This is a genomic window from Micromonospora ferruginea, assembly GCF_013694245.2.
Taxonomy (GTDB): domain Bacteria; phylum Actinomycetota; class Actinomycetes; order Mycobacteriales; family Micromonosporaceae; genus Micromonospora; species Micromonospora robiginosa.
In genome coordinates, this window is sequence record NZ_CP059322.2 from 6,547,600 (window position 1) to 6,562,113 (window position 14,514).

Here is a 14,514-nt window from a genome sequence, read left to right on the forward strand (position 1 = left end):
CGATGGAACACCAGGGTCGGGGGATCGGGGCAGAGTTGGCTGAGTCGAAGATTGTTCGCGGTTCGCTGCCGTTCTCCATGCCCGGCGTGGTCAGGCCCTGGGCGATCTCGGTGGGTCACAGCAAACTCCTCGTGCGGGTGCTCGTGGGTGACCCGGAAGGGGACGAGCCGCTCAGGGTGGTCGATGTTCTCTTCCAGGATGTCTCGCGGATCTGCCTCTCTGATCAGAGCGCTGCTCTCGAACTGAGGTCGGCGCCGGAGCCCGTGAAGGCCGTTGAGATGGTGCGATTGGGCGCGAACTGGGATGAATCACCGATGTGGCTGATTTCCCCCGATAAGCACAGCGAGTACGTGGTGGCCGGACGGGTCTATTGGGCTGAAGTCGCGATACGTCCAGGCATGTCGAGTCCGCTTCTCGAAGAGTCCCCTGACATGCGCAGCTTTGTCGGCGACCGCTACTTCGCCTGAGGCGTACCTGTTCTGGGTCGCTTCAGGACGCCGCCGCCACCGGTCCGTCGGCCCGGGCTGCGGGGGTCGGGCGGCGGGTCAGCACCCGCGGTCCGGCCTCGGTGACCGCGACCGTGTGTTCGGAGTGGGCGGTGCGGGAGCCGTCGGCGGAGCGGATCGTCCAGCCGTCGTCGTCGACCCGGATCTCGTCGGTGGAGCGGCACAGCCAGGGCTCGATGGCGATGGTGAGGCCGGGGGTGAGCTTCATGCCCCGGCCGGGCCGGCCGCTGTTGGCGACGTGCGGGGCCTCGTGCATGGTGCGACCGATGCCGTGGCCGCCGAACTCGCCGTTGACGCGGTAGCCGTAGGAGTGGGCGACCTCGCCGATCGCGGCCGAGACGTCACCGAGCCGGCCGCCGGGCTGGGTGGCGGCGATGCCGGCTTCCAGCGCGACCTCGGTGGCCTCGATCAGTGTCAGGTCGGCCGGGTCGGGGGTCCCGACCACGAAGGAGAGCGCGGAGTCGGCGGCCCAGCCGTCGATCGTGACCGCCATGTCGATGCTGAGCAGGTCGCCGTCGCGCAGCACGTAGTCGTGCGGCAGGCCGTGCAGCACCGCGTCGTTGACCGACAGGCAGAGCACGTTGCGGAACGGGCCGCGGCCGAACGAGGGGGAGTAGTCCCAGTAGCAGGATTCGGCACCACGTTCGGCGATCCGGCGGCGGGCGTGGTGCTCGATGTCCATCAGGTTGACGCCGACGGCGGCGACGCCGCTCAGTTCGGCGAGCAGTTCCCCGACGAACTGGCCGGTCACCGCCATCCGGTCGATCTCGGTGGTGGACTTGAGCTCAATCACGGTATTTTTATACCACGCCGTGTCGGGCCGCCTCGAAGGGATATCCTGCTGCCATGGTTCGCCAGCCACTGACGCCCGAACAGATCGCCGCCGGCCGGCGTCTCGGCACCGCCCTGCGGTCCGCGCGGGCCGGCCGCAGCCTCGTCGAGGTGGCGCTGGCGGCCGGCATCTCCCCGGAGACGCTACGCAAGATCGAGGCGGGTCGGCTGCCCGCGCCGGCGTTCGGCACCGTGGTCGGCCTCAGCCGGGCCCTCGACGTCCCGCTCGCCGAGTTGGCCGACGTCTGGTCGGCCGACGTGCCCGCCCGCCAGGCGTCCTGACCGCCTTGGGCGGCCGGGGGTAGGGCCAGCACCACCCCGGACAAGGGGGCTGACGGGATTACCCAGCGCTACTCCTCTCGCCAAGATTGGTGACGGAGAGTCGCCTACCGGAGCGCGGCTCGCGGCACCGGGGGCGACATGAGTTCATCGACGTTGACAGCACCGAACGCCCGGCGCGGCAGCGACTACGCGCGCCTGTCCCGCCGGGTCGCCGAGGCGGGGCTGTTCGACCGGCGGCCCGGCCGGTACGCGATCCGCATCGCGCTCACCCTGGGCGCCTTCCTGGCCGGGTGGGCGCTGGTGGTGGCCGTCGGCGACTCCTGGTGGCAGCTCCCGATGGCGGTCGTGATGGCGGTGGCCACCACCCAGGTCGCGTTCCTCGGGCACGACGCCGGGCACCGGCAGATGTTCCGCCGGCGCGGGCCGAGCGAGGCGGCCGGGCTGGTCGCCGGCAACCTCGCCGTGGGGCTCAGCTACGGCTGGTGGGTGGACAAGCACAACCGGCACCACGCCAACCCGAACCACGCCGACGAGGACCCGGACGTCGGCGCGGGCGCGCTGGTCTGGACGTACGAGCAGGCGATGGCGACCCGTGGCCTGGGCCGCTGGATGGCCCGCCGGCAGGCGTGGCTGTTCTTCCCGATGCTGCTGCTGGAGGGGCTGGCGCTGCACGTGGCGAGCGTCCGGGCGCTGACCGGCCGCGAGCCGGACGGCCGGTGGCGCGTCCCGATGCGGCACCGGGGGGTGGAGGCGCTGCTGCTCGCGGCGCACGGCGCCGGCTACGTCGGCCTGCTCCTGGCGGTGATGTCACCGGGCAAGGCGCTGCTCTTCGCGGCCGTGCACCAGGGACTGTGGGGCCTCTACATGGGGTGCGCGTTCGCCCCCAACCACAAGGGCATGCCGATGCCCACCGCCGACGACGGGCTCGACTACCTGCGCAAGCAGGTGCTCACCGCCCGCAACGTGCGCGGCGGCCGGTTCGTCGACCTGGCGCTGGGCGGCCTCAACTACCAGATCGAGCACCACCTGTTCCCGAACCTGCCCCGCGCCAACCTGCGCCGGGCCCAGCCACTGGTCCGGGCGTACTGCGCCGAGCAGGGCGTCCCGTACGCGGAGACCGGGCTGGTCGAGTCGTACCGGCAGGCGCTGGCGCACCTGCACGACGTGGGGCGACCGCTGCGCGCGGGCTGAGCGCGGCGGGCCGGGCGGGGGCGTCGGGGGGACGTCCCCGCCCGGTGTGGGTGTGCGCCGGAGGCCGCCGGCGAGGGCGGCCGGTAGGGTCGTCGCATGGTGGACGGGCGCGACATGGTGCGGAGCGCGGCATGAGATTCGAGATCAGCAAGGTGCTGGACGCCATCGAGGGGCGGGTCTGCACCGACCCCTCGCTGGCGCGGGCGGTGGTCGACCTGGCCGAGGTGATCCGCTGGCAGAACCTGGACGGTGGCCGGCCGGCCAGCCTGTTGCGGCTCGGGATGGTCATCGACGCGCTGTCCCGGCAGATCGGTGAGGACAGCGTCCAGGTCTACGCGATCGTGCACCGGGCGCTACTCTCCGACGCCGACCTCACCTCCAACGAGCGGATGGTGGTCCGCCGCTGGGCCGACGACGGCCTGGTCGAGGTGCTAGACCAGCCCGGGGACCGGATGCTGGAGGTGGCCGACCTGCTCGGCCTGCCGGTGCTCACCCGGGCCCGGCTCGACGGGCTGGTCGGCCGGTACCCGTGGGTCGGCCAGGCCGGCCGGGTGCTCGCCCCGGTGCCCGGCGCCGGCGGGCCGGTCTTCATCGCGCACGTCGGCGGCGGCCAGGACCCGGTCAGCGGCAGCCGCTCGCCGGCCGGCGTCAAGTTGCTCTCCCGGCAGTGGCGCTGCCCGGAGCCGGGCTGCGCGCTCTTCGGTGGCGGCGGGGGCGGCGGCGCCTTCGCCGACCTGGCCGGGATCGACCGGGCACCGTCCGAGCAGCCGCCGCCCACGCTGCGCACCGGCGCGCCGACCTGCCCCCGGCACGGCTCGCGCCTCTCCGACGCCGGCCAGCGCCCGCGCAGCGAGGTGCTGGCGGTGCGCATCGGCGGGCTGGTGCGGCGGCGGTTCGTGCTCACCGAGGCCGACCCGGTGGCGGTCGGGCGGGCGCCGGACGGGCCCGGCGCGGTGCAGCTCGGCCAGTGGCTCAACGACGAGGCGCGGCGCTGGGTCAGCCGCAGCCACGTCCGCTTCGACCTGGGCCGCGCGGGCGAGGTGGTGGTCACCGACACCAGCACCAACGGCTCCGGCGTACGCCCGGGCGGGTCGATGGTCGAGACGGAGCGGATCCCGCTGCCGCCGCAGCAGTCCCGGACGCTCGGCGAGGGGGACCTGATCGAGCTCTACCCGGGCGTGCAGATCGGGCGGGCCGCCGAGACGACGAGCGACGCGACGTACACCCCGAACTCGGTGATGGCCGAGGCGCCGACCATGGCGATGCGGCTGCCGCGTCCCTGACCGCACACGCGAGAGGGCGCCGGGACCGTCGTGGTCCCGGCGCCCTTCTTCGGGTACGGGGTCAGCCGGCCAGCACGGCGGCGAGCTGCGCGACCGCGTGGTCGATCTCGTCCTCCGTGATCACCAGCGGCGGGGCGAGCCGGATGGTCGAGCCGTGGGTGTCCTTGGCCAGCACGCCGCGCTCCATCAGCCGCTCGCACGCCTGCCGGCCGCTCATCAGCGCCGGGTCGATGTCGACGCCGGCCCAGAGGCCGCGGACCCGGACGGCGACCAGGCCCTTGCCGAGCAGCGACTCCAGGCCGGCCCTCAGCCGCTCGCCCAGCTCGGCCGAGCGGCGCTGGAACTCGCCGGTGGCGAGCAGCCGGACCACCTCGGTGGCGACGGCGCAGGCGAGCGGGTTGCCGCCGAACGTCGAGCCGTGCTGGCCCGGCTGGAGCACGCCGAGCACGTCGGCGTTCGCGGCCACCGCGGAGACCGGCACGATGCCGCCGCCGAGCGCCTTGCCCAGCAGGTACATGTCCGGGACGACGCCCTCCAGGTCGCAGGCGAACGTCGCGCCGGTGCGGCCCAGGCCGGACTGGATCTCGTCGGCGACGAAGAGCACGTTGCGCTCGGTGCACAGCTCGCGCACGCCCGGCAGGTAGCCGGCCGGCGGCACCACGACGCCCTGCTCGCCCTGGATCGGCTCGAGCAGCACGGCCACCGTGTTCTCGTCGATCGCGGCGGCCAGCGCGTCCAGGTCGCCGTAGGGGACCACGGTGAAGCCCGGCGTGTACGGCCCGAAGTCGGCCCGCGCGTCCTCGTCGGTGGAGAAGCTGACGATGGTGGTGGTGCGGCCGTGGAAGTTCCCCTCCGCCACCACGATGTTGGCCTGGCCCGGGGTCACGCCCTTGACCTGGTAGCCCCACTTGCGGGCGACCTTGATGCCGGTCTCCACCGCCTCGGCGCCGGTGTTCATCGGCAGCACGAGCTCCTTGCCGCAGAGCGCGGCCAGCTCCCGGCAGAAGTCGGCGAACTGGTCGTGGATGAACGCGCGGCTGGTCAGCGTGAGCCGGTCGAGCTGCGCGTGCGCGGCCTCGATCAGCTTCGGGTGCCGGTGGCCGAAGTTCAGCGCCGAGTAGCCCGCCAGGCAGTCCAGGTAGCGGCGGCCGTCCACGTCGGTCAGCCAGGCGCCCTCGGCCGACGAGATCACCACGGGCAGCGGGTGGTAGTTGTGCGCCGTGTGGCGCTCCGCGTCCCGGACCGCGGAGGGCGTCCGCAGCATGTCGTCGATGATCACTTGAATGCCTTTCCCTGACGGAGTCGCAACGTGCAGCACTTCGGTCCGCCGCCGGCCTTGCGCAGCTCGGACAGGTCGATCCCGATGGTCTCGTAGCCCCGGTCGCGCAGCTTCGCGGCCAGGTCGGCGGCCTGCGCCGGCAGCACCACGTGCCGGCCGTCGCTCACCGCGTTCAGGCCCAGCACCTCGGCGTCGGCCATGGTGGCGTGGATCGCGTCCGGGAAGAGCCGGCGCAGCACCGCCCGGCTGCCCGGGGAGAACGCCTCCGGCAGGTAGGCCACGGTCCGCTCGTCGAGCACGGTGAGCGCGGTGTCCAGGTGGTAGAAGCGGGGGTCGACCAGTTGCATGGTCACCACCGGGTAGCCGAACACCTCCTGGAGCTGCGCGTGCGAGGCGTGCGCGGTGCGGAACCCGGTGCCGGCGAGCAGGTGGTCGCCGACCAGCAGGACGTCGCCCTCACCCTCGTTGACGTGCTTCGGGTCGTACATCTCGAAGCCGGCGGCCTCGAACCAGGCGCGGTAGGCGGGCGCCTCGTCGGCGCGCTGCGGGTCGCGGAACTGCACCGCCATCGCCTTGCCGTCGATCACCGTGCCGCCGTTGGCCGCGAAGACCATGTCGGGCAGGCCGGGGACCGGGTCGATCAGTTCGACCTCGTGGCCCAGGTCGACGTACGTCTGGTGGAGCTGCTCCCACTGCCGGATCGCCAGGTCGGGGTCGACCGGGGCGGTGGGGTCCATCCACGGGTTGATCGCGTAGTCGACGGCGAAGTACGTCGGCCGGCACATCAGGAGGCGCTGGCGGGTGGCGTCCATCGTCATGTGGTGCTCCCAGGGTCGGGCGCGCCCGGCCACGGTCGGCCCACGGGCTGGCGCCGTGCCTCAACCGTATGCGCCCCGGTGCGTCGACTTCCACCGCGAGAACTTGCGTGGAGCAGCAAATTGTTGCGTGTCGCCGGCTGCCGCCGGAGGATCGTTGCGTTTTGCCCCCGGACGTACTTCGGGGGGCGGCGAATCGCCGCCCCCCGAAAGAGGTGTGCCCGGCCGGTGAACCACCGGTGCCGCCCGGTGAACCACCGGAGCTTGTCGGGCTGGCCGGTCGCCGCCGGCGAGTCGAACAGTGCCCTCAGAATCGGTCGACAAACTGTGAATCAAGCCACTCACGGAACCGGCCCACCCACTCGCCGTCCGTGGTCGGCCAGTCGAACTGGCCGGTCATCGCCACCACGCCGAGCACCACGGCGGCCAGGCCGACCATGATGCCGATCAGCGCGTCGGTCTTCCCGGCCACGTGCCGGCGTCGGGTGGCGATCAGGCCCAGCACCGCCAGCACCGCGCCGAGCGCGCCGAGCCCGATGCCGTAGCCGGCCAGCGTGCCGGAGAGCACGAAGAGCGCGCCCGCCACGGACACGATCAGACCGAGCGTGGCGAGCAGGCTGGCCCGCGGCTTCTTCGTCAGCTCCGGGTCGAGTTCCCGGTCGGGGCGCCCGTCCCGGTCCAGGTCGACCGGGCGGTCCGGTCGGCCGTCCCCGTCCAGGTCGACCGGGCGGTCCGCGTGGCCGTCCCGGTCCAGGTCGACGGTGCGGTCGGCGCGGCCGTCGCGGTCCAGGTCGACGGGACGGTCCGGTCGGCCGTCCCCGTCCAGGTCGACGGCGCGGTCCCGGGCCGGCTCCGGGTCGACGGTCCGCACGTTCCGGCCCAACGGCCGGCTGGTCGCCGCCCGGGCCGAGGCGGCCCGCTGTGCCGCCCGCCGCTCCGCCTCACCGGTCCGCGGCACGGTCTCGACGTGCCCGTCATCGACCGGCCCGGCGGCCGGAACCCGGCCCGCCTCGGTGACCTGCGCAGCCTCACCGACCCGGCCGGTGTCGGCGGCACGCTCCGCCTCGGTGGCGGTCGCGTCGCTGCGGTACGTGGTCCGCGCCGCGTCGCGGTCGGTGACCACCGGTTGGCCGGCTGTTCCGTCCGCGACCGGGTTCTCGTCGCGGGCGTCCACGACTCCGTCGCCGTTCACATCGGTACTGCGCGCCGGAGACTTCCGGCGGGACAAAATGTTCACCTTGGCACCTCCTGATGCAGGCGCGGAGGCCGCGCATGACAGTCGGTGAGGTACCCAGACGGGCGGAATTCGACACCCGTCGTCGTGGTGCGGTGGTGGCGGGCCCGGTGCCCGCCACCACCGTCAGGACTGGGTACGCGACCACTGCTGGTTCGTGCCGCTGCCACAGGTGAACTGTTGGACGTCCGCGCCGTCGCCGGTACCGGCGTTGACCACGTCCAGGCACTTGCCGCTGTGCCGGGCCCGGAGCTGGTACCAACTGCCGGTCGCGGCCCACTGCCACTGCTGGTTGGCGCCGCTGCCGCAGGTGTACTGGATGATGTTGGCGCCGTCCGCGGTGGACGCGCCGGCGACGTCGAGACACTTGCCGCTGTTGGCGTTGACGAGCCGGAACCAGCCGCCGCCGGCGTCCTGGAACTCCCACCGCTGGTTCCCGCCGCCGTTCCACGACCACTGCTTGACCTCGGCGTTGTTCGCGGTGGAGCTGTCCATCACGTCCAGCACCCGCCCGCTGTGCCGGGCGGTCACCCGGTAGGAGGTGGGCGAGCTGCCGGTGACCGTCCCGGTGGCCGTGTCGACGGTGATCGACGGGTACCAGGTCAGGCTCATGCTGGTGGCGGTCGGGAACGTGATCGGCAGCCACACGTACTGCGAGTCGTTGACCGGGCCGCCCCAGGCGCCCGCCCAACGGTCGCCCAGGTAGAGGTAGCTGGTGGTGGACGTGCCCTGGATCGGCAGCACGAAGGCCGGTTGGGAGGTGAACGTGGTGCCGTTGCCCACGTCGGTCCAGCCGGTCCACGGCCCCGAGATGCTCGGCGCGGTGGCGTACCGGGCCTGGTTCGGGCTCCAGCCCGTCGCCGCCGAGGTCAGCAGGAAGTACGTGCCGCCCCGCTTGAACATCGCGGGCGCCTCACGGGTCGCGCCGGGCCAGAAGTTGCCCACCAGGCCGGCGACGTTCAGGTAGTCCGAGGTGAGCCGGTAGATGTTCAGGTCACGGTTCTCGTTGGCGGCCGAGATCATGTACGCGGTGCCGTTGTCGTTGTAGAGCGTGATGTCGCGCGACATGTGCTGCCCGAGCGGCCGGAAGCTGCCGTGCCAGGTGTAGGCGCCGTCCACGGTGGCCGACGAGGCGACCGCGGCCCGCGCCTCGGTGTAGTCGGACCCGTTCTCCTTGTGCATCCACATCACGAACCGGCCGGTGGCCGCGTTGTAGACGACCTTCGGCCGCTCGATGTTGGCCCGTTGCAACTCGGCGGCCGACGACTGGGTGAGCACGTTGTTGCGGAACTCCCAGGTGCGCAGGTCGGTGGAGCGGTAGACGGAGACCGCCCGGAACGTGTTGTCCGGGTTCCGGTTCTCGCCGAACCAGTAGTAGTAGTTGTCGACCTTGAGGACGCCGCCGCCGTGCGCGTGCACCACGGCGCCGCTCGTGTCGGTGAACTGCGTGCCGTTGGTGACGGTCACCGGCGCCGCCACCGCGCCAGAGCCCGGCCCGAGCACCGTCGCGACGGCCACGGTCAGCGCCGCCAGGCCCGCCGGCACACGTCCGCGTCCGCCCGTCCGATCCCCCGGGAAACGCATGCCGCTCACCGGCCGCAGATCGGCGTGATGCCGGCGGACGCGCTGCCGGCCGCCACGAGTACGCCGAACGTCGTCGAGGCGCCCGGCGCCAGCGTCCCGTTCCAGGAGGCGTTGCGGACCGTGACGTTCTCGCCGGCGCGCTCGGCCACCCCGCCCCAGATCGACTCGATGCGTTCGTCAGCGGTCCACCGCCAGGAGACGAGCCAGCCGTGGGTCGACTCCGTGCCGGTGTTGCGCACGGTGACCGTGGCGATGAAGCCGCCGTACCACCGGCTGTCGATCCGGACCGTCGCGGCGCACGTCGACGTGGGCAGCGTCCGCGCCGGCCCGCCGACGACGTACGGATCCCGATGGCCCTGGGTGTCGCTGAACCGGAACCAGTAGTCGGTGTCGGGGGCCAGCCCCGTGACGGTCACCGCCCCGTAGCGCTCCGGCCCGGAGACGGCCTCGGCCGCCGGGTTGCGCCACCCGGTGGCGTCCTCGCGGCTGGTGAAGAGCGTGACCACCATCGGTGGGTCGTAGCCGCAGGGCGGGCTGAGCAGGATCGAGTAACTGACGGTCAGGCTGGTGGCGGTGCTGCCGGTCACCTGGCCGCTGACCGGCAGCGCCGGCGGGCACGCCAGCGTGGGCGTCGGGGTGGGCGCCGGCGTCATGGCGGGGGTGACGGGCGACCGGGCGGCCCCGGCCGAGGTGGCGAGGCCGGTGAGGGCGAGGGCGGCGGTCAGAGCTACGCCGAGGGTACGGATCATCCTGCGCTCCTGAACTGAGCTGCGGGCCCCGCGGCGGCGGTGGGCGGCGTTCGGCCGCCCGGGCGGCGTCACGGCGGCACGGCGGACTGCCGGAGAGGACTGCCCGGCACCGGGCGCCGGAGCGCCCCGCGCGTCGCTCTCCTGCTGGGATCGAACGGCTCGCACCGGCTCCCGGGCGCGGCTGGACACAGTCTGTCAGTCGACAACCGTCGATTCAACGGCGTCCCGCGCTGCGGTCGGACCGGCTGGCTACCCTTGGTACCCGTGCCAGAGGGACACACCATCCACCGCCTCGCCGCCCGCCACGCCGAGCTGTTCGCCGGCGACAAGGTGCACGCGGACAGCCCGCAGGGCCGTTTCGCCGAGGGCGCCGCGCGGCTCACCGGCACCGTCCTGGACGGCACCGAGGCCTACGGCAAGCACCTGCTGCACCACTACGCCGGCGAGTTCACCCTGCACGTCCACCTCGGGTGTACGGGAAGTTCGCCGACGGGCCGGGGGAGCCGCCGGACCCGGTCGGCCAGGTGCGACTGCGGCTGCGCAGCGACCGCAACTGGTTGGAGCTGCGCGGCCCCACCGCCTGCGAGCTGCTCACCCCGCCCGAGGTGGCGGCGCTGCGCGGCCGGCTCGGCCCCGACCCGCTGCGCGCCGACGCCGACCCGGACCGGGCGTACGCGCGGATCCGACGCAGCCCCACCCCGCTCGCCGCGCTGCTGCTCGACCAGTCCGTGGTGGCCGGCACCGGGCTGATCTTCGTGACCGAGGCGCTGTTCCGGGCCGGGCTGCCGCCGCTGCTGCCCGGCCGGGAGCTGACTCCGGCCGGCTGGGCGGAACTCTGGGCGGACCTGGTGGCGCTGATGACCGTCGCGGTCGAGCGCGGCCGGATCGACACCGTCCGCGACGCGGACCTGCCGGAGGCGACCGGCCGCGCGCCGCGCGTCGACCGGCACGGCGGCGAGGTGTACGTCTACCGCCGCCCCGGCGCGCCGTGCCACGTCTGCGGCACCGAGGTGAGCCGGGGTGTGCTGGCCGGACGCAACCTCTACTGGTGCCCCACCTGCCAGGCCGGCTGACTCACCCCGCGTCGAGCAGCCAGCGGGCCGCCTCGACGTTGCCTTCGAAGACCTGGTCGCCGCCGACGCTCCAGGCCACCGTCTGCCCGACCGCCCAGCCGCGCACCCGGTCCCGGTCCAGGCCCAGCTCGGCGCTGAGCCGGTCCAGCCGGTGCCGTACCGCCGCGGGGGAGTGACCCAGCTCCGCGCCGCGTACCAGCGGGACGACCGCGAACTCGCGCTCGCCGACCAGCGGCTTCGGGTCGATCACCAGCCACGGCTCCCGGCCGGCCGCGAGCACGTTGCCGGCGTGCAGGTCCTGGTTGACCAGCACCTGCTCACCCTGGTCCGGTGCGAGGTCGGCGAGGAAGCCGAGCGCGGCGTCGAGCAGCCGCCGCTCGTACGGTCGGTTGGCCCGCCGCCAGTTGCCGGGCATCCGCTCGGCCCAGCCGGCCGCCTCCTCGGCGAGCGGCGTGAACGGCGCACCGGCCGGCACCCCGAGCCGGGGCAGCAGGTCCACCGCCACGTCGAGCGCGGCGTCGGCCGGCAGCGAGTGCAGCGGGGTGCCCGGGTCGCAGCGCTCGACCAGCAGCGCGCGGCGTTCGGGGTCGTGGGCGAGCAGCCGGATCGCGCCCCGGCCGGCCCAGTGCGCCAGCGCGGTCGCCTCGTGGCGGCTGTCGTCGTCCGGGTATTGGAGCTTCAGCACCGCCCGCCTCCCGTCCGGCAGGTGCGCCGGCAGGGCCAGCGAGGCGAACGCGTAGGCGAACGGCGGGCCGACGCCGGTCAGCTCCCACCGCGCGACGACCTCGGCCAGCCGCGTCGGCAGCTCCGCCAGCCAGGCCCGCCCGACCGGCGTCCGCTCGACCCACCGCAGCCCGTCCGGGATCTCCCACCGCATCCGCCCATCCTGCCCGACGGCTTCGGGTGCGGTTGTTGCTGCTCCGGCGCGGGCGCAGGTGTTAACAAGGGGCCCCGCCTATGCAGAAGGCGTTAAGCGGGGGCCCCTCCTTACCTCGACAGGGCGTCGACGGCCTTGCGGGCGGCGATGAGCACCGGGTCCCAGACGGGGGCGTAGGGGGGCGCGTAGCCCAGGTCGAGCGCGGTCATCTCGTCCACCGTCATGCCGTTCCACAGCGCCACGGCCAGCGCGTCGATCCGCTTGGCCGCCTCGGACCAGCCGACGATCTGCGCGCCCAGCAGCCGCCCGCTGGGCCGCTCGGCGATCAGCTTCACGGTCATCTGCCGGGCGCCCGGGTAGTAGCCGGCCCGGTTCGTGGACTCGGCGGTCACCGTGACGAACTCGAAGCCGGACTCGGTGGCGTCCCGCTCGCGCAGGCCGGTGCGCCCCACCTCCAGCTCGCAGACCTTGGTGACCGCGGTGCCGATGACGCCGGGGAAGGTGGCGTAGCCGCCGCCGATGTTGATCCCGGCGACCCGGCCCTGCTTGTTGGCGTGCGTGCCGAGCGGGACGTGCACCGGCATGCCGCTGACCCGGTGCAGGGACTCCACGCAGTCGCCGGCCGCCCACACCCCGGGCAGGCCGGTCACCCGCATCCGGCGGTCCACCCGGATCCCGCCGGACGGCCCGAGCGGCAGGCCGGCGGCCTCGGCGAGCGCGGTGTTGGGGCGTACGCCGAGACCCAGCACCACGACGTCGGCCGGGATCGGCCCCTCCTCGGTGACCACCGCGGCGATCCGGCCGTCGCGTTCGTCGAGGCCGGTGACCGTCACGCCGGTGCGGATGCTGATCCCGACCCGGCGCATCGCCTCGGCCACCAGCTCGCCCATGTCCGGGTCGACGGTGGCCATCGGCTGGTCGGCCTGCTCGACCAACTGGACCGAGAGCCCGCGCTGCACCAGCGCCTCGGCCATCTCGACGCCGACGTAGCCGCCGCCGACCACCACCGCGTGCCGGGGCCGGGGCTCGCGTTCGAGCCAGTCGAGCAGCGCGGCGCCGTCGTCGAGCGTCTGCACGCCGAACACCCCGGCCACCTCGTCGCGCGCCCACTCCGGCTGCACCGGGGTGGCGCCGGTGGCGTACACCAGCGTGTCGAAGCCGGCGCGGACCTCGCCGCCGCCGTCCAGGTCCCGGGCGACGACCTCGCGACGGTCCAGGTCGATCGCGGTGACCTCGTGGCGGGTGCGCACGTCGATGTCGTAGTCGTCGCGGAAGGCGTCCGGGGTGCGGGCGACGAGCTGGTCGCGTTCCGGCACCAGACCGCTGATCCAGTAGGGGATGCCGCAGGCCGAGTAGGAGGTGAAGTGCCCTCGCTCGAACGCGACGATGTCCAGCTCGGCCCGGCCCCGGCGACGCCGTGCCTGGGAGGCCGCCGACATGCCGGCGGCGTCCCCGCCGATGACGATCATCCGCTCCGCCACGCCGCTCATCCTGTCACGCCCTCCGCCCGCCGCGGGGCAGCTCAGCCACGGGTCTGCCGCGCCACGTCCGCGACCACGTCGACCAGCTTGCCGGTACGCGCGAACACCTCCCGCTGCCGCGCCGCACCGCTGCCGTGCCGGCGCAGCCCGCCCAGCAGCTCGGTCACCCGGTCGAGGTCGCCGTGCCGGTCCAGCTCCGGGCGGATCCGGTCGACCAACCCGTCCAGCAGCTCCCACGCCGGGCGCAGCTCACCGTCGGTCAGGTCGACGCCCTGGCCCTCCAGCCCGTCGTGGGCGGCCCGCCAGTGCGCGGCGACCAGCAGGTGGTGGTCGGTGTTGACGGCCGGCCGGCCGGCCTCGATGTCGGTCAGGGCGGTCGCGACCAGCCCGCGCACCAGCGCCGCCACCAGCACCGCGTCGTCCACCGACGGGCAGACGTCACCGATCCGCAGCTCCACCGTGGGGTACTTGGCGGAGAGCCGGGCGTACCAGTAGAGCATCCCCTCGTCGAGCATCACGCCGCTGGCGATGAGCTGCCGGATCAGCCGCTGGTAGTGCTCGTGCGACGCCAGGAACGGGGTGGGCGCGACGGACGGCCAGCGTTCCCACTCGATCGAGCGCCAGCTCGCGTAGCCGGTGTCCTCGCCGCGGGCGAACGGGGAGTTGACGGTGACCGCCTGCAGGATCGGCAGCCAGGGCCGGACGTGGTTGAGCACCTGCACGCCGGTGTCCGGGTCGGGCACCCCGACGTGCACGTGCATGCCGTTGTTGCCGGGACCGGGTACCAGCAGCCGGAACCGCTCGATCATCCGGTCGAAGCGGGGCTTGTCCACCACCGGCGGGACCGGCCCGTCGACCGGGCCGGTGCCGATCGCCAACAGCCGTACGCCGGCCCGCTCGGCCGCGTCGGACAGCTCGGCGCGGAGCATCCCCAGCGAGTGCCGGATCGAGGACAGGTCCAGCCCGGGCGGGCTGCCGATCTCGATCTGGCTGGTCTGGAACTCGCGTTCCACCTGACCCCGCAGCTCGGCCGGCACCTGGTCCATGACCAGCTCGACGGCGGGCACGGCGGTGCCGGTGTGCGGGTCGGCGAGCAGGAACTCCTCCTCGACGCCGACCGTCAGCAGGTCCGTCCCGCCCGGCGCGGCGTCCCGTTCCCGCTCCGCCACTGGGCCGCTCATCGTCACCACCGTCTCCTCCCGACCGGCCACGGCACCGTGCCGCGTGGTCGACGCCCTGTTACCCACCGTGTCGACGCCCGGAAACGCCCCGGACGGCGTGTCGGCCCGATTCGCCCGCTCGCGTTCGACCGCCGGCTGGCCGCCGAGG

Annotated in this window: 13 protein-coding genes and 1 pseudogene; 5 read left to right on the top strand and 9 right to left on the bottom strand. The window is 73.7% G+C overall.

All coding sequences use genetic code 11. From position 1 onward, the window contains the following. Nucleotides 1-2: 2 nt before the first annotated feature. A complete protein-coding gene (locus H1D33_RS29555) occupies nt 3-467 on the top strand; it encodes a hypothetical protein (RefSeq protein WP_181570086.1) in 465 nt (154 codons plus the stop codon). A gap of 22 nt (nt 468-489) precedes the next feature. On the opposite strand, the gene map is transcribed toward H1D33_RS29555, so the two are convergent. Beyond that, a complete protein-coding gene (gene map / locus H1D33_RS29560) occupies nt 490-1,299 on the bottom strand; it encodes a type I methionyl aminopeptidase (protein ID WP_181570085.1) in 810 nt (269 codons plus the stop codon). 53 nt (nt 1,300-1,352) lie between these two features. On the opposite strand from map, the gene H1D33_RS29565 reads away from it, so the two are divergent. The 3 genes from H1D33_RS29565 (at nt 1,353) to H1D33_RS29575 (ending at nt 4,093) form a co-directional block, all read left to right on the top strand. Then, complete coding sequence (locus tag H1D33_RS29565) at nt 1,353-1,619, top strand: helix-turn-helix domain-containing protein (RefSeq protein WP_181570084.1); 267 nt, start codon at nt 1,353-1,355, stop codon at nt 1,617-1,619. 138 nt (nt 1,620-1,757) lie between these two features. Then, nucleotides 1,758-2,810 (top strand): fatty acid desaturase family protein, encoded by a 1,053-nt coding sequence (locus H1D33_RS29570; protein WP_181570083.1) that lies wholly within the window; start codon nt 1,758-1,760, stop codon nt 2,808-2,810. Between the two features lie 131 nt (nt 2,811-2,941). Then, nucleotides 2,942-4,093 carry an FHA domain-containing protein gene (locus H1D33_RS29575; RefSeq protein ID WP_181570082.1) on the top strand — a complete coding sequence of 384 codons (1,152 nt, stop codon included), beginning with the start codon at nt 2,942-2,944 and terminating at the stop codon, nt 4,091-4,093. 61 nt (nt 4,094-4,154) lie between these two features. Here H1D33_RS29575 and rocD read toward each other — a convergent pair whose 3' ends face one another. From rocD to H1D33_RS29600, 5 genes are all read right to left on the bottom strand, one after another. After that, nucleotides 4,155-5,369: an ornithine--oxo-acid transaminase gene (gene rocD, locus H1D33_RS29580; RefSeq protein ID WP_181572541.1), complete on the bottom strand. Its 1,215-nt coding sequence runs from the start codon at nt 5,367-5,369 to the stop codon at nt 4,155-4,157. After that, entirely contained in the window at nt 5,369-6,184 is an 816-nt protein-coding gene (gene ddaH / locus H1D33_RS29585; protein WP_181572540.1) for a dimethylargininase, read from the bottom strand. The genes rocD and ddaH overlap by 1 nt, the downstream gene beginning before the upstream one ends. A 310-nt stretch (nt 6,185-6,494) precedes the next feature. Further along, nucleotides 6,495-7,379, bottom strand: a complete 885-nt coding sequence (locus H1D33_RS29590; protein ID WP_246411790.1) for an MSCRAMM family adhesin SdrC — start codon at nt 7,377-7,379, stop codon at nt 6,495-6,497. Nucleotides 7,380-7,547: 168 nt separating this feature from the next. After that, a complete protein-coding gene (locus tag H1D33_RS29595; protein WP_181570080.1) occupies nt 7,548-9,005 on the bottom strand; it encodes an RICIN domain-containing protein in 1,458 nt (485 codons plus the stop codon). 5 nt (nt 9,006-9,010) lie between these two features. Continuing rightward, on the bottom strand, nt 9,011-9,754 hold the full coding sequence (locus H1D33_RS29600) for a cellulose binding domain-containing protein (protein ID WP_181570079.1): 744 nt from the start codon (nt 9,752-9,754) through the stop codon (nt 9,011-9,013). A gap of 264 nt (nt 9,755-10,018) precedes the next feature. On the opposite strand from H1D33_RS29600, the pseudogene H1D33_RS29605 reads away from it, so the two are divergent. Continuing rightward, nucleotides 10,019-10,827: pseudogene (locus H1D33_RS29605) on the top strand (Fpg/Nei family DNA glycosylase). A 1-nt stretch (nt 10,828) separates the two neighbouring features. Here the strand turns inward: H1D33_RS29605 and H1D33_RS29610 are convergent. The 3 genes from H1D33_RS29610 to H1D33_RS29620 all read right to left on the bottom strand — a co-directional run bounded on the left by H1D33_RS29610 (nt 10,829) and on the right by H1D33_RS29620 (nt 14,375). After that, nucleotides 10,829-11,704 carry an aminoglycoside phosphotransferase family protein gene (locus tag H1D33_RS29610; protein ID WP_181570078.1) on the bottom strand — a complete coding sequence of 292 codons (876 nt, stop codon included), beginning with the start codon at nt 11,702-11,704 and terminating at the stop codon, nt 10,829-10,831. Between the two features lie 110 nt (nt 11,705-11,814). Next, a complete protein-coding gene (locus H1D33_RS29615; RefSeq protein WP_181572539.1) occupies nt 11,815-13,185 on the bottom strand; it encodes an FAD-dependent oxidoreductase in 1,371 nt (456 codons plus the stop codon). A gap of 41 nt (nt 13,186-13,226) precedes the next feature. Next, nucleotides 13,227-14,375 (bottom strand): carboxylate-amine ligase, encoded by a 1,149-nt coding sequence (locus H1D33_RS29620; RefSeq protein ID WP_181570077.1) that lies wholly within the window; start codon nt 14,373-14,375, stop codon nt 13,227-13,229. Nucleotides 14,376-14,514: the final 139 nt, after the last annotated feature.

What these genes read in the sequence shown, in the direction of transcription:
- H1D33_RS29555 (WP_181570086.1), top strand. Translation starts at nt 3, where the DNA reads ATGGAACACCAGGGTCGGGGGATCGGGGCAGAGTTGGCTGAGTCGAAG.
- H1D33_RS29565 (WP_181570084.1), top strand. Translation starts at nt 1,353, where the DNA reads ATGGTTCGCCAGCCACTGACGCCCGAACAGATCGCCGCCGGCCGGCGT.
- H1D33_RS29570 (WP_181570083.1), top strand. Translation starts at nt 1,758, where the DNA reads ATGAGTTCATCGACGTTGACAGCACCGAACGCCCGGCGCGGCAGCGAC.
- H1D33_RS29575 (WP_181570082.1), top strand. Translation starts at nt 2,942, where the DNA reads ATGAGATTCGAGATCAGCAAGGTGCTGGACGCCATCGAGGGGCGGGTC.
- ddaH (WP_181572540.1), bottom strand. Translation starts at nt 6,184, where the DNA reads ATGGACGCCACCCGCCAGCGCCTCCTGATGTGCCGGCCGACGTACTTC.
- H1D33_RS29595 (WP_181570080.1), bottom strand. Translation starts at nt 9,005, where the DNA reads ATGCGTTTCCCGGGGGATCGGACGGGCGGACGCGGACGTGTGCCGGCG.
- H1D33_RS29600 (WP_181570079.1), bottom strand. Translation starts at nt 9,754, where the DNA reads ATGATCCGTACCCTCGGCGTAGCTCTGACCGCCGCCCTCGCCCTCACC.
- H1D33_RS29610 (WP_181570078.1), bottom strand. Translation starts at nt 11,704, where the DNA reads ATGCGGTGGGAGATCCCGGACGGGCTGCGGTGGGTCGAGCGGACGCCG.